Genomic DNA, 20,453 nt, shown 5'->3' on the forward strand with positions numbered 1-20,453 from the left:
TATCCCAGACGGCTGATTTCGGGACCATTTTCCTGTAATATCAGGAAAAATATCTAATTTTGCAGACAATGAGACAACAGAATCCATACAAAAAAGATAAGTACGACCACTTGGTCGTCCGCGAAGAGGCACCGCTGCTGGAGTGGCTGTTTGCCAACCTGAAGCAGAGTAAGAGCAAGGTGAAGGCCACGTTGCAGAATCGTGGCATCAAGGTGAACGGAAAACTCGTAACGCAGTTTGATTTCATGCTTCGTCCCGGCGACAAGGTCTCGGTCAGCAAAACCAAGAAGAACGACCAGTTCCGGAACCGGTTCGTAAAGATTGTCTACGAAGACCGCTATCTGGTAGTGGTGGAGAAGAACGTCGGTATTCTTTCGATGGCTGCCGGGCACTCCTCACTCAACGTGAAGACCATACTTGACGAATACTTCCGGAGGACGCGGCAGAAATGTACGGCACATGTCGTTCACCGGCTCGACCGCGATACCTCGGGATTGATGATTTATGCCAAGGACATGCAGACCGAGCAGCTGCTGGAACACGATTGGCACAACATAGTCTACGACCGACGCTATGTAGCCGTGGTCAGCGGCGAGATGGCTGACGATGAAGGGACGATAGCCAACTGGCTGAAAGACAACAAGGCATACGTAACCTACAGCTCGCTCGTAGACAATGGGGGCAAGTATGCCGTTACCCACTTCCATGTACTTGACCGTTCGACGACCTATTCGCTCGTAGAATTCCAGTTGGAGACGGGGCGGAAGAATCAGATTCGGGTCCATTCGGCAGACATGGGGCATCCTGTCTGTGGCGACATCAAGTACGGCAACGGAGACGACCCTCTCCACCGGCTCTGCCTGCACGCCTATGTGCTCTGTTTCTACCATCCGGTAAATCATCAGCGGATGGAGTTTGAAACACCCATTCCCGTCCCTTTCCGAAAGCTGTTTTAGGCTTTTGGCATAGAAAGGGATGCACTGTAGCCATGCAGAGAGAACGACATGTATATTTTATGACCTGTTTATAGTAATCCGAACAATGGAGAATTTAGAATATTATATAGCCCTTCTGGCGGTTATCATCGTAGGAGTAGTATTGTTGAAAAAGATAACGAGCTGTCTTTTCCGCATTGTTGTCGGTATCATCATACTCGCCATACTGGGTTGGGGCTTGTCGGTGTTGGGCCTGTTAGGGTAGTTTGCTCTGGCAGGAATTGCAGCATAGGTATAAGGAATAAATGCCGTCTGTCCTGCCGTGTGGTTGGAAGGAAAAACCAAAGTGCCGTTTTCGCAAGGTTAAAGTGGCACTTTCATCATGTCATACGGGCACTTTCGTACAGCGAAAGTGCCCGTATGGTATATTGCAGGTTTATCCGGCAGACGGGGAAGTCTGTCCCCGTGCTTGCTGCCATTCCCGTTTGTCCGAATCAGAGTGTGCTTTTCCTGTCTTGTACGGGTCATGTTCATACCGTTAAAAAGCAATAGAGGGGTACCCGTTGGGCACCCCTCTGTATGGTAGATGGTAGAAGCCTTTTGCTCGCGCAGGACCGCTTGTCGCGGTGTTTTCCCCATGTGGCAGGAAGGCTGCTGCCAAGACGTAGCCTACTTGTTCTTCAGCAGGTCGCGAATCTCGCTGAGGAGCTTCTCCTCTGCCGTTGGTTCCGGAGCAGGGGCTGGAGCTGCCGGCTCTTCGGCCTTTTTCCTTGACATCTTGTTGATGCCTTTCACCAGCAGGAATACGCAGAAAGCGATGATGAGGAAGTCGAGGGTTGTCTGGATGAAGTTGCCGTAGTTGATGGTGGCAGCCTCCATCTTCTCTACGCCGGGAATGTCGACGGTGGGGAGCGTAAACTTCAGGTCGCTGAACTTTACGCCGCCAATCAGCCACCCGATAGGAGGCATGATGATGTCGTCCACGATAGATGAGACAATCTTACCAAAGGCACCGCCGATGATTACACCGACAGCCATGTCGACAGCATTGCCTTTTACGGCAAACTCTTTAAACTCTTGAATTAATTTACCCATTTGTATAATATAAAATAAAGTGTGCAATGGATTAAAAAAGTAGGTCGCCCCTTTTGTCATATCTGCTTTGCAATCTCTTGGAAAAAGCATATAGCAGGGTGGGGTATGCCGGGACGGCACGCACTTTTTAATATATTTAATATTCAATGCGCCTGCAAAAATAAAAAAAAAATCGTATCTTTGCAATCGTAATAGGGAAAATCTTTGGAATTAAGGATAAAAAGAAAACATTTTATATACTTTTATAAAAACAATAAAGCAAAATGGTAAATGTAGCAATTAACGGCTTTGGCCGTATTGGTCGTCTCGCATTCCGTCAGATGTTCGAGGCTGAAGGTTATGAAGTTGTCGCTATCAACGACTTGACAAGCCCTAAGATGCTTGCCCATCTGTTGAAGTATGATACCGCTCAGGGTGGTTTCGCAGGCAAGTTCGGTGAAGGCAAGCACACTGTAGAGGCAACAGAAGACTCTATCATCGTCGATGGTAAGGAAATTAAGATTTCTGCCGAGAAGGATGCTGCAAACTGCCCATGGGCTGCCAACAATGTAGACGTAGTTCTTGAGTGTACCGGCTTCTACACCTCTAAGGAAAAGGCTTCTGCTCACCTTGCAGCAGGCGCAAAGAAGGTGGTTATCTCTGCTCCTGCAGGCAATGACCTCCCAACCATCGTTTACAACACCAACCACCAGACTTTGACCGCAGCTGACACCGTTATTTCTGCAGCTTCCTGCACCACAAACTGCCTTGCTCCTATGGCAGCAGCTTTGAACGCATACGCTCCTATCCAGTCTGGTATCATGTCAACTATCCACGCTTACACCGGCGACCAAATGATTCTTGACGGTCCACAGCGCAAGGGCGACCTCCGTCGTTCGCGTGCAGGTGCCTGCAACATCGTTCCTAACTCTACAGGTGCTGCCAAGGCCATCGGTCTGGTTATTCCTGAGCTGAACGGTAAGCTGATAGGTTCTGCACAGCGTATTCCTACCCCGACAGGTTCTACGACCATCCTCGTTGCCGTCGTTAAGGGCAAGGACGTTACCGTTGAAGGTATCAATGCTGCCATGAAGGCTGCTTCCAACGAGAGCTTTGGCTACACGGAGGATCAGATTGTTTCTTCCGACATCATCGGCATGCGCTTCGGTTCTCTGTTCGACGCTACTCAGACAATGGTGAGCAAGATAGACGACGATACATATCAGGTACAGGTTGTATCTTGGTATGACAATGAGAACTCTTACACTTCTCAGATGGTTCGTACTATCAAGTTCTTCGCAGAGCTGAAGTAATACCATTCGCAACCGAATCCGCTGTCCTTTCCGTTCGGGAAAGCGAAAGCCGGATAAAATATATCCCTGTCAGCTTGCTGGCAGGGATTTTTTTATTATCTTTGCGCTATGAAGAATGAAAGTAATCGGGGCATCGTGAATTTCCGTGAGAGTGGGAATAGTCAGGCGGATATGGAAACGCCGGGTGGCGGTTCCCGGTGTCTGATTACGATTCTCGGTCCTACTGCCAGTGGCAAGACAGCCCTTGCCGCTCGACTTGCCGCCCGTCTGGATGCGGAAATCATCAGTGCCGACTCGCGTCAGGTGTATCGTGGCATGACCATTGGGACGGGAAAGGACTTGGACGACTATGTGGTGGACGGGAAAAAAATACCCTATCATCTGATAGATATCTGCGAGCCGGGAACGAAGTATAACCTTTTTGAATACCAGCGCGATTTCCTCAACGTCTATGAAGATATTCAACGACGGGGCGTGCAGGCTATCCTCTGTGGAGGAACGGGACTTTATATAGAAGCCGTTTTGAAGGGATACCGTCTTTCTCCTGTTCCGCCGAATCCGTCTTTAAGGGCGGAACTGGAAGGGAAAAGTCTTGAAGAGCTGACAGCAATGCTTAAGGACCTGAAGGCGAAAACAGGAACCAAGATGCACAACACGACCGATGTGGACTCCTGCCAACGTGCTGTCCGGGCCATAGAAATAGAAACCTACAACCTTCATACGCCTACGGAGGAGCGTTTCTGTCCGCCCGTCAAATCGCTGATAATAGGCGTTGACATTGACCGTGAAGCCCGTCGGGCCAAGATTTCTCATCGGCTGAGGGAACGTCTGGAGCAGGGAATGGCCGAAGAGATACGGGGATTGCTGGACAGAGGCATCCCTGCCGAAGACCTTGTCTACTATGGTCTGGAATACAAATACGTGACGGAATATGTCGTGGGCAAGACATCCCGTGAAGAGATGTACCGCGGTCTTGAAATCGCCATCCATCAGTTTGCCAAGCGGCAGATGACATGGTTTCGTGGAATGGAACGGCGCGGACTTCATATCCATTGGATTGACGCTGCGCTGCCAATGGAAAAGAAGGTGGAAACAATCATAAAACTATACAGAAATGGTTGACGAGAAAAAGTGGGGGATACTCTATTGTCCCAAAGGAGGTGCAGGCCGGCAGTCGCGCAAACGCTGGGAACGTGCAGAACGGTGCCTGAAAGAAAGAGGTATCGACTACGATATGGTGCAGAGCGAGAACACGCGCAGTGTGGAACGCTTGGTAAGAATGTTGGTCAACAATGGCTATAAGACCATCATTATCTTCGGAGGCGACTCGGCACTCAACGATGCCGTTAACTGCCTGATGCAGGAACGTGCTGCCGTCCGCGACAGTATCGTGCTCGGTTTGATTCCCAATGGAGTAATGAATGACTTTGCCCACTTCTGGCAGTTCGATGAGGACGATATAGAGCAGACCATCGGCTGGCTGCAGCAACGCAGGATACGGAAGATAGACTTAGGCTGCGTCCACTACAAGAACCGTGATGCCGAGCGTTGTCATCGGTATTTCCTGAATTGTGTAAATGTCGGTCTGATAGCCAATATAATGAATCTTCGCCGGCGTACGCGGCATGTGCTGGGGTCGCGTTCCCTCTCTTTCCTCTTCTCGTTTCTGCTTCTCCTCTTTCAGCGGATGGACTACATGATGCACCTGCATATCAATGAGGACAGGCTGAAGCGGCAGATTATGACCGTCTGCATTGGCAATGCGCTTGGCTACGGACAGACTCCCAATGCCGTCCCCTACAATGGCATGCTTGATGTGTCGGTGGTCTATCACCCGGAAGTAACACAGCTGTTTGAGGGCATCTACCTCTTTATGCGCGGAAGGTTTCTCAATCATCGGAGTGTGCACCCTTATCGGACTCGTGAGATGGAATTGCATGTTGACCCGCGTACCTTGGTCGGTATTGACGGGCGGCTGATGAATACCACGCCTACAGGGCCTTTCAGGGTAACGGTAGAAAAGGAAATCATTAATTTCCTTATCCCGGCTTAGACGGTTGGGAGCTTGTATGTTCGGATGCAGTCTGATTGATATAGTCCGGGATGCCTTTGGCAGCCCGGATTGTTTTTTCCTATCCGTTCCCCGTTTGCTCCCGGAAATGACATGCGGTCTTTGTAACATTTGTTTCAAGTATTATAAAAAATATTTCAGAGCGATAAAATTGTGTCGGGATACGGGGGGAAATAGGAATATTTTGCGTACCTTTGAGGATGGCATCGGTCGGATACCAAATCGAGCTTTTGACGACAACGTGAGAATCAACAATAATATATACAATAAAAACCTTAGAAACATGAGCTATTTGAAATTTGAGAAGGCTCTGATGACGAACCTACAGGATTCGTTGCCGAGGGAGGTGCTGCGTACCAACCGCTCGGGAGCTTACTCGTGCTCTACGATTGTAGACTGCAACACGCGCAAGTATCATGGGCTTTTGGTCGTTCCCGTTCCTGAACTGGATGACGACAACCATGTGCTTCTCAGTTCGCTGGACCCTACAGTCATTCAGCACGGGGCAGCGTTCAATCTGGGTCTGCACAAGTATCGGGGTGAGAGCTTCAGTCCTAAGGGGCATAAGTACATCCGGGAGTTCAATTGCGATAAGGTTCCTACGACACTCTATCGTGTCGGTGGCGTGGTTTTACGCAAGGAGGTGGTCTTCCAGCATTATGAAGACCGCATCCTTATCCGCTATACTCTTGTCGACGCTCATTCGCAGACAACCCTTCAGTTCCGTCCGTTCCTTGCCTTCCGCAGCGTAAAGCAGTTCACGCATGAAAATTCTGCCGCCAGCCGCGACTATGCACAGGTAGATAATGGCATCAGCACGTGCATGTATGCCGGCTATCCCTCTCTCTTCATGCAGTTCTCGAAGAAGAACGAGTTCCATTTTGAGCCGTATTGGTATCGTGGACTGGAATATCCCAAGGAGCAGGAGCGCGGCTACGACTCCAATGAAGACCTGTATGTGCCGGGCTATTTCGAGATGCCTATTAAGAAAGGAGAGAGCATTGTGTTCTCGGCATCTGTTTCCGAGATTGGCACATCGGGCCTTAAGCGGCTTTTCGAGAAGGAGATGGAGGCCCGGAAGTCCCGGGACAGCTTCTTCCACTGCCTGATAAATGCGGCCCATCAGTTCCGCAACCGCACCAAGAGCGACGAACGCTACATTCTGGCAGGCTATCCTTGGTTCAAGTGCCGTGCCCGCGACCAGTTCATTGCCCTCCCGGGCCTGACCCTGAGCATAGAAGAGCAGGATTACTTCGAGCTGGTCATGAAGACGGCTACCAAGGGGCTGCGTGAGTTTATGGAAGGGAAGCCTCTGTCGGTGAAGATATACGAGATGGAGAAGCCCGATGTTCCGCTGTGGTGTATATGGGCCATCCAGCAGTATGCGCGTTCTGCCGGCAAGCAGCAGTGCCTGAAGCTCTATGGGAAGCTGCTGAGGGAGATAATCGACTATATTGAGGCCGGCAAGCATCCGACGCTCACTCTGGAGGAGAGCGGACTTCTCTATGCCGACGGCAAGAACGAAGCCATCACGTGGATGAACTCCACGGCCAACGGACGCCCGGTGGTTCCTCGTTCCGGCTATATCGTAGAGTTCAATGCGCTGTGGTACAACGACCTCCGCTTCCTTGCCTCGATGGCTGCCGAAAACAATCATCCGCAGGTTGCACAACACTATGAGCAGCTGGCGGACAAGTGCAAGGCGGCCTTCGTCGATACTTTCCTGAACGAATACGGCTACCTCTACGACTATGTAGACGGCAACATGGTGGACTGGAGCGTCCGTCCGAATATGATTCTGGCGGCTGCCCTCGACTATTCTCCCCTTGACCAGAAGCAGAAGAAAGGAGTCGTCGACGTCTGCACGCGCGAGCTGCTGACACCGAAAGGGCTGCGGTCGCTCTCGCCAAAGAGCGGAGGCTACAATCCGATGTATACCGGGACGCAGAGCCAGCGCGACTATGCCTACCATCAGGGGACTGCATGGCCTTGGCTGGGGGATTCTATCTCGAGGCCTGCCTGAAGCTCTACAAGCAGACGCGCCTCAGTTTCGTGGAGCGGCAGATGGCCGGCTATGAGGACGAAATCTTCAATCACTGCCTCGGGACGCTGCCCGAGCTGTTCGACGGCAACCCGCCGTTCCACGGGCGCGGTGCCATATCGTTTGCAATGAACGTGGCAGAGGTGCTCCGCACGTTGGAATTACTGGAAAAATATAAATACTAAAGGAGGAGGAAACAGTATGAAAGTTTTAATGTTCGGGTGGGAATATCCACCTCATGTCTATGGCGGACTTGCTACTGCAAACTTTGGTATCTCCGAAGGACTCCATGCCCAAGGCGACATAGAGACCGTCCTGTGCCTTCCCCGCCCCTTCGGCGACGAGGACCATACATACGCCCATATCGTCGCGATGAACTGCGTGCCGGTAGCGTACCGAGAGCTGAACCGCGACTATGTGGCCAACCGGTGCGGAAGCATCATGGAGCCCGACCTCTACTTCAGGCTGCGCGACCATATCTATGCCGACTTCAACTACATGAACCCCAACGACCTCGGGGCGATAGACTTTGCCGGAGGCTATCCCGGCAACCTGCACGAGGAGATAAACAACTATTCCATCATTTCGGGCGTGGTTGCGCGTACCTTCGATTTCGATATCATCCATGCACACGACTGGCTGACCTATCCTGCGGGAATCCATGCCAAGCGCATTTCGGGCAAGCCGCTGTGCATCCATGTGCATGCCACCGACTTCGACCGTTCGCGCGGACGGGTCAATCCGACGGTCTATTCGATAGAGAAGGACGGAATGGACAATGCCGACTGCATCATGTGCGTATCGGAGCTGACGCGCCAGACGGTCATCAGGCAGTACCACCAGCCGCCGCAGAAGGTATTCACCGTTCACAACGCCGTCTACCCCCTGAAGGAAGAGGTGGCCGCCCTGCCGCGTCCCAACCACAGGAACGGGGAGAAGATAGTAACCTTTCTCGGGCGGCTGACGATGCAGAAGGGTCCCGAATACTTCGTCGAGGCTGCCAACATGGTGCTCCGCCGGACGCGCAACGTGCGCTTCTGCATGGCCGGCTCGGGCGACATGATGGAGCAGATGATAGAGTTGGCGGCCAAGCGCGGCATTGCCGACCATTTCCACTTCCCGGGATTCATGCGCGGCAACGAGGTGTACGAGTGCCTGAAGAACTCGGACGTCTACGTCATGCCGTCGGTCAGCGAGCCTTTCGGCATCTCGCCCTTGGAGGCGATGCAGTGCGGGACGCCGACCATCATTTCCAAGCAGAGCGGCTGTGCGGAGATTCTCAGCAACTGCATCAAGGTAGACTACTGGGACATCCACGCCATGGCGGACGCCATGTACTCCATCTGCCACAACGACAGCCTCTTCGACTATCTCTCGGAGGAGGGAAAGCGCGAGGTGGACCAGATAACGTGGGAGAAGACAGGCGCGTGGATTCGCGAGCTGTACATGCGCACCTTGGATGGAAATAGCCCTCCCGGGCCTGCCCGCGGCACGGGATTCCAGTAAAAGTTATAATGAACCAAACTCAACAACGATGAAAACAATTTGCTTATATTTTGAAATACATCAGGTCGTCCATTTGAGACGCTACCGCTTCTTCGACATCGGCACCGACCATTACTACTACGACTCCTACGAGAACGAGCGCAGCATCACCGAGATTGCCGAGCGCAGCTACCTGCCGGCCCTCGACGCGCTCCTGCAGATGATACGGGAGAACGGAAAGTTCTTCAAGGTGGCCTTCTCCATTTCGGGCGTGGGGCTCGAGAGCCTTGAGACCTACGCGCAGCCGGTACTCGACAAGCTGCAGGAACTCGCCGCCACGGGATGCGTGGAGTTCTTGGCAGAGCCTTACTCGCACGGCCTGTCATCCTTGGCAAACGAAGACTGCTTCCGGGCCGAGGTGGAACGCCAGAGCAGGAAGATGCAGGAGTACTTCGGGCAGACGCCGAAGGTGCTCCGGAACTCTTCGCTGATATACAGCGACGAGATTGGCTACCTTGCCTCGAAGATGGGGTTCAAGGCCATGCTCACCGAGGGTGCCAAGCACGTGCTCGGATGGAAGAGCCCGCACTACGTCTACCACTGCGCCCAAGCACCGAAGCTGAAGCTCCTGCTGCGCGACGTGAAGCTGAGCGACGACATCTCCCTGCGCTTCAACGACTCCACGTGGGAGGGCTATCCGCTGTTTGCCGACAACTATATGGACGAGATTGCCGCGCTGCCCGAGGAGGAGCAGATGATTGGCATCTTCATGAACCTCTCGGCCCTCGGAATGGAGCAGCCGCTGTCGAGCAACATCCTCGAGTTCGTCAAGGCCCTGCCGGCCTGTGCGCGGCAGAGGGGCATCACGTTCTCCACGCCCACCGAGGTCTGCATGAAGATGAAGAGCGTGGGGCAGCTCGACGTGCCCGACACGCTGAGCTGGATGGACGAGGAGCGCGACGTCAGCACGTGGCTGGGCAATGCGATGCAGCGCGAGGCCTTCAGCGAACTGTACAGCGTGGCCGACCGGGTGCGCATTGCCGACGACCCGCGCCTGAATCAGGACTGGGACTATCTTCAGGCGAGCAACAACTTCAGGTTTATGTCTACCAAGCCGACGCACGTAGGCATAGACCGCGGCATCTACAGCAGCCCGTTCGATGCCTTCACCAACTACATGAACATTCTGGGCGACTTCATCAGCCGGGTAAGCACCCTCTATCCTGCCGACGTGGACAACGACGAGCTGGACAGCCTGCTGACGACCATACGCAATCAGGGCGACGAGATAGAGATGAAGGACAAGGAGGTGGCGCGCCTGCAGTCGAAGGTGGAGAAGATGGATGCCGAGATACTGAGGCTCCGCGGCCAGCTGGCGCGGAAAAAGCCTGCCAAGAAGCCTGCGTCCAAGAAGGCCGCACCGCGGAAGGGCAGCTCGGAGGATGCGGCGGCGGACGGCGGACGGACGTAGCCGGCATGCCGCAGGGCTGTCCTGCAAAGTTTCTCTGAATAATGCCAGCCGGAATTTTTCCGGCTGGCATTTGCTTTATCCCCCTGCATCCCGTCCGGACGGCCGTGGGAAGGCGGGACTTTGCTGAAAACGCAATTGTGTTTTTGGTAAAATAATACTACATTTCGGGCGACGGGCATAGTGCTTTTTCATACAGCCTATAGTGCTTTTCTGCAAAGGGTATATAGCTTCCAACAAAAAGGTATATACGTTTTCATAAAAAAGTACGTACTTTTTCACCTAAAAGTATATACTTTTTCTGCAAAAAGTACGTACTTTTTCGCTAAAATATAATTACGTTTTTTATGAAGCGTTGATGCTTTTTGTAATATTCTGATGGTCAGCGTATTGCATTTCTTCCGAAATATCCGTGAACGGTTCTTGGGGAAGGTCTTTTTCTGCCCGTCTGCCGCATGCGGAGACGGGTTGCGGAGAGCGGCGGACAGGGAGGAGAGGGCAGGAGGCAGGGGTAAAAAATACGGACAGACTTCGTGCGCTTCCCCGTGAGGTCTCCGGGTTTCGCTGAACGAAAAGGCCCGTCGGAAAATCTTCCAACGGGCCTTTGATGAGTGGGCTTGCGGCGAATCGTGCCGCGGAGCCGTTTATTTCTTCAGCATCTTCTTGCCGTTCTGGATGACCACGCCCTTGTAGTCGCTGCTTACGCGCTGTCCGGCGAGGTTGTAAATCGGAGCGTTCAGGCTCCGGGCGTCGTTGTTGAGGCTGCTGATGCCGTTGGCCTCTTCGGTAATGGAGGTGGGGTAGATTTCGGCAACGCCCTTGAATACCGCGCCGAGAATACCCTCTACGGTGTACTTCTTGCCTGCAACTGCGAACGAGCCGAGGTCGTTGAAGGCGTCGAGGTGGAAGCCGTTATAGAGCTGGACCTTTGCCTCGCCGCTGACGAGGTAGTAGTTGACTACGTCCTTGCCGTTCTTGTCCTTTACGGTCTCGGAGGTAATCTCGGTGTCTGCAATCTTCACGAGGTCGCAGAGGTTGTCCATCGCTTCGGCTACGGTGATGGCCTTCGCTGCTGCTGCCTCTCCGTTTGAGCGCGTTACGTTGTTGAGGTTGGTCAGGCCTTCTATCTCAAGGAACTCGGGAAGCGAGTTGTAGAGGTCGAAGCTGCCGCTGACCGGGCCGTTCAGAATCTCGTTGGCGGCAAGGCCGAGGGTGCTCTTGTAGAAGACGATGGCACCCGTGTTGTCGCGGATGTAGGCGGAGGTGTTGCCCTTGTTGGAGGTCCAAGTGTAGATTACCTGTGCGTTGTTGAGGGCCAGAGTGGCCTTTTCGCCCTTCTGGAGCTGCTTGAAGGCGGCAATGTTGTCTACCACGTGCACTTCCTGCTTGACGAATTCCTTCGTGGCGACGGGGCTTTCCTTGTCGCTACGTAGGCGATGGCCTTTACGGTCGCGCTGGTGGTGAGGGTGAAAGGCTCGGTGTACTTGGTTCCCTCGCGGTCGTCGGGCGTCTGGCCGTTGGTGGTATAGTAGATGGTTGCGCCTTCCGGCCCGGTGATGGTTACGGTCGTGGCCTCGGAGAACGACTCCTCGCCGCTGATGACCGGTGCTGCCACGCCGGCAGGAGTGTCGCCGCCTGCTATGGTAACTACAATCTGGCTTGCGCGTACCTGTGCCTTGTTGGTCGTCAGCGACATGGTTGCGGCGTCGCCCGTCCATGTTGCGGTCTTCTTGTCGTCGCTGACGGTCAGGCTCTCGTTCTCATCGAATCCGTCGCCGCCGTACTTTATGTCGCCGGTCTTCTTGTCGGTCGCGGTTGCGCAGGTGAACTCAACCTTGGTGATGTTGCCCGCCGTGGACGTAATGGTGAAGGTTGCATTCTTGTAGATGCGGTACTCTCCGGCCTGCGTTCCGCCGTTGACGGCAGCAAATGCGGCGTTGTCGGCTGCAATGGTAACGCCCTCCTTCACCACTTGGTCGGGCTTGTCGCTTTTGGTATTCTGTCCGTTGTCGGTTCCGGCAACGAACGTTACGGTTGTTTGTGCGAAAGAGAGGCTGCTGACCAAGGCCAATGCAGCAACTGCTGCATAGCGTAAAATTTTGTTCATAATAAAGTCTGTTAGTTGAATATAAAGTCTGTTAGTTGAATATGAATTATTTGAGATTGCAAATATACGGCTTTTATTTGGTAACGCAAATGTTTTGTCTGTTTATTTTAAGGGTTGGGCGTGCCCGAATATTCGGCAGGCAGCGTCATGGCGTCCCCTGTGCGCGCCTACAATGTTAATTCCTCGTTTTTGCACGGTATATATTTGGCGTTTTGTAATATTTCTCCTATATTTGCCTATGTGTTTTTTATGATTTGGATTTTTCTAAATCTTCCCCGAGGTTGGTAGCATCCTGCACCAACCTCTTTTTGTCGGTTGGATGATCTCGGGCGGTGCCGTGCAGGGATACGGCTGCGGCAGGCTCGGCCGATGACGCCGGAATGGGGCGTATGTTCTGCATCTGTGTGTCCTTTGATTCTGAAAAGGTTGATAATTGTCTCTGAAAAGGTTGACAGTTGTCTCTGAAAAGCTTGATAATTGTCTCTGAAAAGCTTGATAGTTACAACACAAAAGCTTGACAGTTACTTCTGAAAAGTTTGACAATCTCCTTATTATTTGCTATTTTTGCAAAAACTTTTGCCGTATGAAAAATATCTTTGTTCTGTTTCTGTTGGGCTTGTCGGTTATGTTATTCTTCGGAGGCTGCGAGAAGGCGGAGCTGGAAACGCTTGCAGGGGAGGAGCCTTCGTCCGGCTGCGACTCAGTATTTGCCGACGGGGAAGATGATGATGAGGCTCAGTTGCTGTCGGTCCCGGAATTTATGGAAGCCAGTCAGTTAGACGGTCCGGTCTGGGTAGGGGGATATATTGTCGGTGCCTGCGCAAGGAGCATAAGCCGCGCGGAGTGGGAACCGCCATTCTCGTATGATGCCGCCATCCTGCTGGCCGACACTCCCGGCGAGACCGATCCGGAGAAAGTGATAGCCATACAGCTGCACAATAAGGAGCTGAAAGAGATTTTCAGCCTGCGCCGTGTCCCCGAAAACTATGGCAGGATAGCCTGCTTCTACGGAATGAGGCGGACATACCTCGGTATATGGGGAATGAAGGAGGATATTATAGATTACGGATGGTTCGACTGATAACGGGAAAATAAGCGTTTTGTTATATTTTTGTGCCGAAAATTTGGTCAAAACAATTAAAGTAACTATATTTGCAATCCGTTTACATATATTATTCAAGTAGTAACAATAAGCCTATCGAAACAGCATTACTTCATAATTAAAACTTTAAGGAATGAAGAATCTGAATGAGATGACCGACGAAGAGTTGGCCTTATCTTATATTAATGGGGACAACAGGGCTTTCGATCTATTGTTGCTACACAATCAGACCAAACTCTTTTCCTATATTCTCTTTGTGGTTCGCGACCGCGATGTGGCTGATGACATCTTTCAGGAGACGTTCGTAAAGGCCATCACCAAGTTGCAGCAGGGAAAATATGCACCGAGCGGCAAGTTCGGCGCGTGGCTCATGCGTATTGCCCATAACGTGATAATGGACTGGTACAGGGCGCAGCGTGCCGAGAAGCTGACCGACGGCCCCCGGGAGAACGACCTGTCCAACATTGCCGGCAGCGAGCTGGCGATAGGAAACATAGAGAACCAGTTTGTAAACGTACAGACCCTGAATGACATCAAGAAGATGATGAACCTCCTGCCGGCACCGCAGCGCGAGGTGGTCTTCATGCGCTACTATCAGGAAATGTCCTTTAAGGAAATAGCAGAGACGACAGGTGTCAGCATCAATACGAGCCTTGGACGCATGCGCTACGCCATTCTGAATATGCGGAGAATGGTTCGCGAGAATAACGTAACCCTGCAGCTGATGTAAGAGCAGCTCCCGTTCTTGTCTTGGCGCAAGCTGACGGGTAGGCGGTAATGCCCGTATCGGCAATAAAATATTTACTAAGGTATAGGGACAGACACCCTGCCGGCCTGCCAGCTTTCATATATCTGACAGACAAGCAGGGTGTTTGTTCCTGTATTCTTTTTCGGTATGTTATAATTGATTTTGCGGTCTCAGTATCTTCAGGTCGTGGATGGTGGCAATCGGGTCTTTCTGCTTGAAGACATAGCTGCCGCTTACGAGTGCATTGGCACCGGCATTGACAAGGCGCGGTGCGGTCTCGTCTTGGACTCCACCGTCTATTTCGATGATGGCATGGCTGCCTTCCCGTGCTATCAGCTCACGTAGCCGCTTTACCTTATTAATAGTACCCTCGATGAAGCTCTGTCCGCCGAAACCGGGGTTGACGCTCATCAGCAGTACGACTTCTACGTCGCAGATGATGTCTTCCAGTACGCTGACAGGCGTAGAAGGGTTGAGGACGACGCCGGCCTTCATTCCTGTCTGGTGGATTTGCTGTACCGTGCGGTGCAGGTGGGGGCAGGTCTCGTAGTGGACACTCATCAGCGCGGCACCGGCATCGGCAGTCTGCTGAATGTAGTTCTCGGGATGCACTATCATGTAGTGTACGTCCATTGGCTTCTTGCAAGCCTTTCCCACGGCCTTGAGTACGGGGAAGCCGAATGAAATGTTAGGTACGAAGACGCCGTCCATGATGTCCATGTGAATCCAGTCGGCCTCGCTGTTGTTAATCATCTCTATGTCGCGGTCCAGATGCAGGAAGTCGGCAGAGAGAAGTGAGGGGGAAATAATTGTTTCCATATTGGTTAGTTCAGGCAATAGGTTTCTGTTTTGCCATTTATCTGTATGGCACGATAGGTGTAAGCAATCTGTCTGATAAGGCGGAGTGTCTTTTCAGAAGGATTCAGTTCTTCGGGGGTAAATAGTTGCATCATAGGCTATATACTTTTATTAGAGAGTTTTTATATGCTAAGAACGCCTTAAACGTAGTATTATTATGTTTTGCTTGAAAATGTTTTCCTTTATTTTGTATAATTAAACCCGTAAACTCCGCATAGACTGCCGATTTTTCATTAACTTTGCCGGTACAAAAGGGCCTTTGAGGGTATTGTTTCCAATGGTTCAGGGACTGGAACTCTGCTTCTGAAACCATAGTGCGGAATCATGGAGTATGAAAAGAATATTACCCGATAAGCATATAAAGATTTATAGAAACTATGATAATAAAGGTATGTGGCATGCGTGAAGCCGACAACATCCGCGACGTTGCGCAGCTCGGAATAGACTGGCTGGGGCTTGATTTCCGCCCCGGCAGTCCCCGCTTTGTGCGGCAAGTCTCCTCCCGGGCAGGCATTATACCCGACTATGGCTGCTTCGGCAAGATATTGAAACCGGGTGAGGAACAAGACGCTTTGTGTGGAAAAGTCAGGATGTGTGGCGTTTTTGCAGACGACATGCCGCAGAATATCATAACGAGGGTGGTCAATTACAGTCTTGACATGGTTCAGCTGAATGGGTCGGAAAGTGGCGTGATGATTGATAACCTGCGCCGGACGCTTGACCCCGACATCCGTCCCGGCATCCTGATAGTGAAGACGCTGCCCCTGTCGTCGGAAGCCGACTTGGCGAAATGCAGGGAATACACAGGCCATGCAGACTATTTCCTTTTTGAGGTCAAGGCATCGGCGACGCTGGATAGCCGCGAGGCGGCGGACTGGCGTCTTCTCGAAGCCTATGAGGGGGATGTGCCGTTTCTTCTCGGTGGCAGTATCGGTCCGGAAGATGCGGAGGCCATCCGCTCGCTTTCCCATCCCCGGTTCGTGGGAGTAGACGTAAACGCCGGTTTCGAGGTCGGACCGGCGGTCAAGAATTTGGAAACGCTCGTCCCATTCGTGCAGGCCTTGCGCAAGCAGCCGGCATACTGACAATGCACGCACACCGGCACGAAGCCACAGGCGTGTGCCTCTTCCATGTTCCGAACGGGTAGGGAAGGGGCTGTAACCTTGAAGATAGAATCCTATGAATAAAGAGGCAGATACAAGAGCTTTTTCCTACGAAGGAAAACAGAGGCACAGACGGACAAACTGTGTCATTATAGACAATTACGATTCCTTTACGTACAATCTGGCCCACTTGGTGCGCGAGGCGGGTGCCGATGCTGCGGTGTATGCCAACGACCAGTTCGCGCTTTCTCAGTTGGAACCGTTCGACAAAGTCATTCTCAGTCCCGGACCGGGTGTACCCTCGGAGGCCGGACTGCTGTCCGACGTCATCAGGCGGTATGCCGGGCTGAAGCCCATACTGGGCGTGTGTCTGGGGCATCAGGCCATAGCAGAGGTCTTTGGCGGAAAGTTGGTGAATCTTTCCGAGGTCTATCATGGAATGACGACCGAAGGGCGCATAGTGGCCGACGACCCTATCTTCCGTGGACTTCCCGGCCGGCTCACGATGGGACGCTATCATAGTTGGGCAGTCTCGAGAGAGGGATTTCCCGACTGCTTGGAAATCACTGCCGAGAGCGCGGAAGGCAATATAATGGCTCTTCGCCACCGCCAGTTCGCTATCCACGGCATCCAGTTTCATCCCGAGAGCGTGCTGACCCCGATGGGAAAGAAGATAATAGTCAACTGGCTGGAAGAGTGATATGTGCGGCAGGAAATCATCCTATAGAGGGATGGGCTTGTAAATATCAGATTATTAACGGCTTACAATGGTAAAATGAAAACGCCGTTTTCGTAATGTCAAAGTGCCGTTTTCGCATCGCGAAACGGGCTTGTTCGCAGTGCGAAAGCGGCATTTTCGTTTCACCGTCTCTATCCTTCTGACTATCAGCAATCTCCATCCTCTGTATTCGTGCTATCATATCAAGACCACATGTGCTGCTCTGCCGAAAGGCGGGCATGACCAAATAAAACTATCAGACTTTCTGAAAAATGGCAGGAAGAGCGTTTCCATACCCACACACCTTTTTATATATAACAGGCAAAATGCAAAGACAGAACCTGCCGTTCGCCGGTGGATGATGCCACCATATAGGCCTGCCAGATGGCGAAGAACACAAAAATATAAGATGAATACAATAAATTATTGGAAAAATTACTGCTTCTTTGAAAATAAAATAGTAATTTTACGGCACAGAAACTTAAAAAATAAGCCACATGACAAAATATTATCAGGAGGCAGAGCGGATATTGGTCTCTGTTGACTGCATAGTCTTTGGATTTGAAGACAATCAGCTGAAACTTCTCATCGGGCGCAGAAAAGTTGAGCCGGGAGCAGGAGAATGGTCGCTCTATGGCGGATTCGTCCGGCACAACGAGAATCTGAAAGACGCCGCCAACCGCGTATTGCTCGAGTGTACCGGCATCAGCAAGACCTTCATACAGCAGGTGGGAGCCTTCGGAAAGGTAGACCGCGACCCCGGCGACCGCGTCATCACCGTTGCCTACTATGCCCTCATCAACGTAAGCGACTACGATGAGAGTCTCCTACAGCAGTTTGAACTGCAATGGGCAAGCCTCGACCAGCTTCCCCCGCTCTACGGCGACCATGCCGAAATGGTAGACAAGGCACTCATCCTGCTCAGAAAGCAAATCACGAGCGAACCTGTCAGCTTCCGGCTTCTTCCCGACCTCTTCACTCTCACCCAGCTGCAACATGTTCATGAAGCCGTATTAGGCGAGAAAATAGACAAGCGCAACTTCCGCAAGCGTATCAAGCAGATAGAATATATTGAGAAGACCGAACTGATAGACAAGACTTGCAGTAAACGCGGAGCGGCACTTTTCCGATTCAATCTGAAGGCATATCGGATAGCACCCGTCTTCAAGCTCTGACCAAAAGATACTCCCCACGCTCCACAAAGCCGGGTGTCCCAATACCAAACTACGGCCTTGAATAGGGAGAAGAAAAAGAAGCGGCAGGAAACAACAACACGGTAGATTATAAATCTTTTGAAAATTGTCTCCATTTTATTTTGCTTTCTGCTAATTATTAGCTATATTTGCAACAATTAAAAACAAATCCTATCTATAATATGAACGACAAATTGCTTATGAACCGCGCGGCAGACAATATCCGAATACTTGCTGCATCGATGGTAGAAAAAGCGAAATCGGGACATCCCGGTGGAGCTATGGGCGGAGCAGACTTTATTAATGTGCTTTTTTCCGAGTTCCTCGTATATGACCCAGACCAACCAGAATGGACGGGAAGAGACCGCTTTTACCTCGACCCCGGACACATGTCGCCAATGCTCTATTCCGCATTGACGCTACAGGGAAAATTCACTATCGATGACATCAGGCAGTTCCGCCAGTGGGGTTCTATCACTCCGGGACATCCCGAACGCGACATCAAGCACGGAATAGAAAACTCTTCAGGCCCTCTCGGACAGGGACACGCCTATGCAGCAGGTGCGGCGGTTGCTGAAAAGTTCCTCGAAGCACGCTTGGGTAGTACCATGATGCAACACAAGATTTACGCCTACATCTCGGACGGCGGCGTACAGGAAGGCATCAGTGCCGAGGTCGGCAGACTGGCAGGCACGCTCGGCCTCAACAATCTCATCATGTTCTACGATTCAAACGACATTCAGCTCTCCACGGAGTGCGGTGCCGTTATGAACGAAGATACGGCCATGAAGTACAAGTCTTGGGGATGGAACGTCATAACCATTGATGGCAATGACCCCGATGCCATCCGCGAGGCTCTCAAGCAGGCCAATGATGAAAAGAGCCGGCCTACGCTGATTATCGGCAACACCGTTATGGGCAAGGGGGCCAGACAGGCCGATGGCAGCAGCTACGAACACAGCATAAAGACTCATGGTGCACCGCTTGGCGGCGATGCCTATGCCAACACGATAAAGAATCTTGGCGGCAATCCTGAAGACCCGTTCCAGATATTCCCCGAAGTACAGAAGATGTACGACGAACGCAATGCCGAACTGCGCAAGATAGTGGCACAACGCCACAAGGAAGAGGCAGAATGGGCCGCAAACAACCCGGAAAAGGCCGGGCAGATGAGGCAGTGGTTCTCTGGGGAAGCCCCGAAGATAGACTGGAGCGGCTTGGAGCAGAAACGCGATGCGCCTACAAGAAACGCTTCGGCAGCCTGTCTCGGACTCTTGGCAGAGCAGGTTCCTAACATGATAGTGTCTTCCGCTGACCTCAGCAACTCCGACAAGACAGACGGATTCCTCAATAAGACCCATTCACTGACGCGCGACGACTTTTCAGGTGCCTTCTTTCAGGCAGGAGTCAGCGAACTTGCAATGGCCTGCATGTGCATCGGCATGATGCTGCACGGTGGTGTCATCACGGCAATGGGCACATTCTTCGTCTTCTCCGACTACATGAAACCTGCCGTCCGTATGGCAGCGCTGATGCGGACTCCCGTCAAATTCGTATGGAGTCACGATGCCTTCCGCGTTGGAGAGGACGGGCCGACACACGAGCCTGTAGAGCAGGAGGCGCAGATACGCCTTATGGAGAAGTTGCAAAATCATGCCGGACAGGACTCCGTGCGCGTATTCCGCCCTGCCGACAGCGAGGCTGCCACGGTATGCTGGCAGATGGCCATGGAGAACATGGACACCCCGACAGCCCTTATCTTCTCTCGTCAGGCTATAAAGAGCCTCCCCGAAGGAACCGACTACGAACAGGTACGTAAGGGAGCATATATCGTGAAGGGTTCGGACGAAGACTTTGACGTTATCCTTATTGCCAGCGGATCGGAAGTGTCTACCTGTGTTGAGGGAGCAGAGCTTCTCCGTCAGGATGGCTACAAGGTTCGCGTAGTCAGCGTTCCTTCCGAAGGACTCTTCCGTCGCCAGTCAGCAGAGTATCAGGAAAGTATTCTTCCCAAGGCTGCAAAGAAGTTCGGACTCACTGCCGGACTCCCCGTTACGCTTGAAGGACTGGTAGGTGCCGACGGCAAAGTATTCGGCATGTCCAGCTTCGGTTTCTCTGCGCCTTACAAAGTATTGGACGAGAAACTCGGCTTTACGGCGGAAAACGTTCGCAAACAAGTAACAGAGTTTATAGCTAAATAATTTAACCGGAATCCTGTAGCTTTGCTGCTACAGGAT

General features: G+C 52.1%; 18 protein-coding genes and 1 pseudogene. 14 read left to right on the forward strand and 5 right to left on the reverse strand.

Annotation, left to right across the window (positions count from 1 at the left end):
* Positions 1 to 68: 68 nt before the first annotated feature.
* Together JCM15908_RS02530 and JCM15908_RS14875 are read left to right on the forward strand one after the other, a co-directional pair.
* Positions 69 to 956 (forward strand): RluA family pseudouridine synthase, encoded by an 888-nt coding sequence (locus tag JCM15908_RS02530; protein WP_025002148.1) that lies wholly within the window; start codon positions 69 to 71, stop codon positions 954 to 956.
* Positions 957 to 1,041: 85 nt separating this feature from the next.
* Positions 1,042 to 1,200 carry a hypothetical protein gene (locus tag JCM15908_RS14875; RefSeq protein WP_199897201.1) on the forward strand — a complete coding sequence of 53 codons (159 nt, stop codon included), beginning with the start codon at positions 1,042 to 1,044 and terminating at the stop codon, positions 1,198 to 1,200.
* A 404-nt stretch (positions 1,201 to 1,604) separates the two neighbouring features.
* On the opposite strand, the gene mscL is transcribed toward JCM15908_RS14875, so the two are convergent.
* On the reverse strand, positions 1,605 to 2,030 hold the full coding sequence (mscL, locus tag JCM15908_RS02540) for a large-conductance mechanosensitive channel protein MscL (RefSeq protein ID WP_025002149.1): 426 nt from the start codon (positions 2,028 to 2,030) through the stop codon (positions 1,605 to 1,607).
* Between the two features lie 263 nt (positions 2,031 to 2,293).
* On the opposite strand from mscL, the gene gap reads away from it, so the two are divergent.
* The 6 genes and pseudogenes from gap (at position 2,294) to JCM15908_RS02570 (ending at position 10,390) form a co-directional block, all read left to right on the forward strand.
* Positions 2,294 to 3,322: a type I glyceraldehyde-3-phosphate dehydrogenase gene (gap, locus tag JCM15908_RS02545; protein ID WP_025002150.1), complete on the forward strand. Its 1,029-nt coding sequence runs from the start codon at positions 2,294 to 2,296 to the stop codon at positions 3,320 to 3,322.
* Between the two features lie 171 nt (positions 3,323 to 3,493).
* Positions 3,494 to 4,444, forward strand: coding sequence for a tRNA (adenosine(37)-N6)-dimethylallyltransferase MiaA (gene miaA / locus JCM15908_RS02550; protein ID WP_199897202.1), 951 nt, complete (start codon positions 3,494 to 3,496; stop codon positions 4,442 to 4,444).
* Positions 4,437 to 5,375 (forward strand): diacylglycerol/lipid kinase family protein, encoded by a 939-nt coding sequence (locus JCM15908_RS02555; protein WP_025002152.1) that lies wholly within the window; start codon positions 4,437 to 4,439, stop codon positions 5,373 to 5,375. The genes miaA and JCM15908_RS02555 overlap by 8 nt, the downstream gene beginning before the upstream one ends.
* 301 nt (positions 5,376 to 5,676) lie before the next feature.
* A pseudogene (locus tag JCM15908_RS11815) lies at positions 5,677 to 7,619 on the forward strand (glycogen debranching enzyme N-terminal domain-containing protein).
* Positions 7,620 to 7,635: 16 nt separating this feature from the next.
* Positions 7,636 to 8,940, forward strand: a complete 1,305-nt coding sequence (locus JCM15908_RS02565) for a glycosyltransferase family 4 protein (RefSeq protein WP_025002153.1) — start codon at positions 7,636 to 7,638, stop codon at positions 8,938 to 8,940.
* Positions 8,941 to 8,968: 28 nt separating this feature from the next.
* Positions 8,969 to 10,390 carry a glycoside hydrolase family 57 protein gene (locus JCM15908_RS02570; protein ID WP_025002154.1) on the forward strand — a complete coding sequence of 474 codons (1,422 nt, stop codon included), beginning with the start codon at positions 8,969 to 8,971 and terminating at the stop codon, positions 10,388 to 10,390.
* 641 nt (positions 10,391 to 11,031) lie between these two features.
* On the opposite strand, the gene JCM15908_RS14285 is transcribed toward JCM15908_RS02570, so the two are convergent.
* Positions 11,032 to 11,766, reverse strand: coding sequence for a hypothetical protein (locus JCM15908_RS14285; protein WP_234396353.1), 735 nt, complete (start codon positions 11,764 to 11,766; stop codon positions 11,032 to 11,034).
* Positions 11,754 to 12,494 carry a chitobiase/beta-hexosaminidase C-terminal domain-containing protein gene (locus JCM15908_RS14975; RefSeq protein WP_051530742.1) on the reverse strand — a complete coding sequence of 247 codons (741 nt, stop codon included), beginning with the start codon at positions 12,492 to 12,494 and terminating at the stop codon, positions 11,754 to 11,756. Before JCM15908_RS14975 ends, JCM15908_RS14285 begins: the two co-directional genes overlap by 13 nt.
* Before the next feature lie 583 nt (positions 12,495 to 13,077).
* On the opposite strand from JCM15908_RS14975, the gene JCM15908_RS02585 reads away from it, so the two are divergent.
* Together JCM15908_RS02585 and JCM15908_RS02590 are read left to right on the forward strand one after the other, a co-directional pair.
* Positions 13,078 to 13,575: a DUF6359 domain-containing protein gene (locus tag JCM15908_RS02585; protein WP_025002155.1), complete on the forward strand. Its 498-nt coding sequence runs from the start codon at positions 13,078 to 13,080 to the stop codon at positions 13,573 to 13,575.
* Between the two features lie 154 nt (positions 13,576 to 13,729).
* Positions 13,730 to 14,326, forward strand: coding sequence for a sigma-70 family RNA polymerase sigma factor (locus JCM15908_RS02590; RefSeq protein ID WP_025002156.1), 597 nt, complete (start codon positions 13,730 to 13,732; stop codon positions 14,324 to 14,326).
* Positions 14,327 to 14,494: 168 nt separating this feature from the next.
* Here the strand turns inward: JCM15908_RS02590 and rpe are convergent, their stop codons facing one another.
* Both rpe and JCM15908_RS15345 read right to left on the reverse strand, forming a co-directional pair.
* The gene (gene rpe / locus JCM15908_RS02595; protein ID WP_025002157.1) at positions 14,495 to 15,163 is read right to left on the reverse strand and encodes a ribulose-phosphate 3-epimerase; all 669 of its coding nucleotides are present in this window, start codon (positions 15,161 to 15,163) and stop codon (positions 14,495 to 14,497) included.
* 5 nt (positions 15,164 to 15,168) lie between these two features.
* Positions 15,169 to 15,297 (reverse strand): hypothetical protein, encoded by a 129-nt coding sequence (locus tag JCM15908_RS15345; protein WP_262498836.1) that lies wholly within the window; start codon positions 15,295 to 15,297, stop codon positions 15,169 to 15,171.
* Between the two features lie 282 nt (positions 15,298 to 15,579).
* On the opposite strand from JCM15908_RS15345, the gene JCM15908_RS02610 reads away from it, so the two are divergent.
* From JCM15908_RS02610 to JCM15908_RS02630, 4 genes are all read left to right on the forward strand, one after another.
* Positions 15,580 to 16,287 (forward strand): phosphoribosylanthranilate isomerase, encoded by a 708-nt coding sequence (locus JCM15908_RS02610; RefSeq protein WP_025002159.1) that lies wholly within the window; start codon positions 15,580 to 15,582, stop codon positions 16,285 to 16,287.
* Positions 16,288 to 16,381: 94 nt separating this feature from the next.
* On the forward strand, positions 16,382 to 17,005 hold the full coding sequence (locus JCM15908_RS02615) for an anthranilate synthase component II (RefSeq protein WP_025002160.1): 624 nt from the start codon (positions 16,382 to 16,384) through the stop codon (positions 17,003 to 17,005).
* Positions 17,006 to 17,520: 515 nt separating this feature from the next.
* Entirely contained in the window at positions 17,521 to 18,198 is a 678-nt protein-coding gene (locus JCM15908_RS02625) for an NUDIX hydrolase (RefSeq protein WP_025002162.1), read from the forward strand.
* Between the two features lie 200 nt (positions 18,199 to 18,398).
* The gene (locus JCM15908_RS02630) at positions 18,399 to 20,417 is read left to right on the forward strand and encodes a transketolase family protein (RefSeq protein WP_025002163.1); all 2,019 of its coding nucleotides are present in this window, start codon (positions 18,399 to 18,401) and stop codon (positions 20,415 to 20,417) included.
* Positions 20,418 to 20,453 lie beyond the last annotated feature (36 nt).

The organism is Prevotella dentasini JCM 15908 (assembly GCF_000614065.1).
Taxonomy (GTDB): domain Bacteria; phylum Bacteroidota; class Bacteroidia; order Bacteroidales; family Bacteroidaceae; genus Prevotella; species Prevotella dentasini.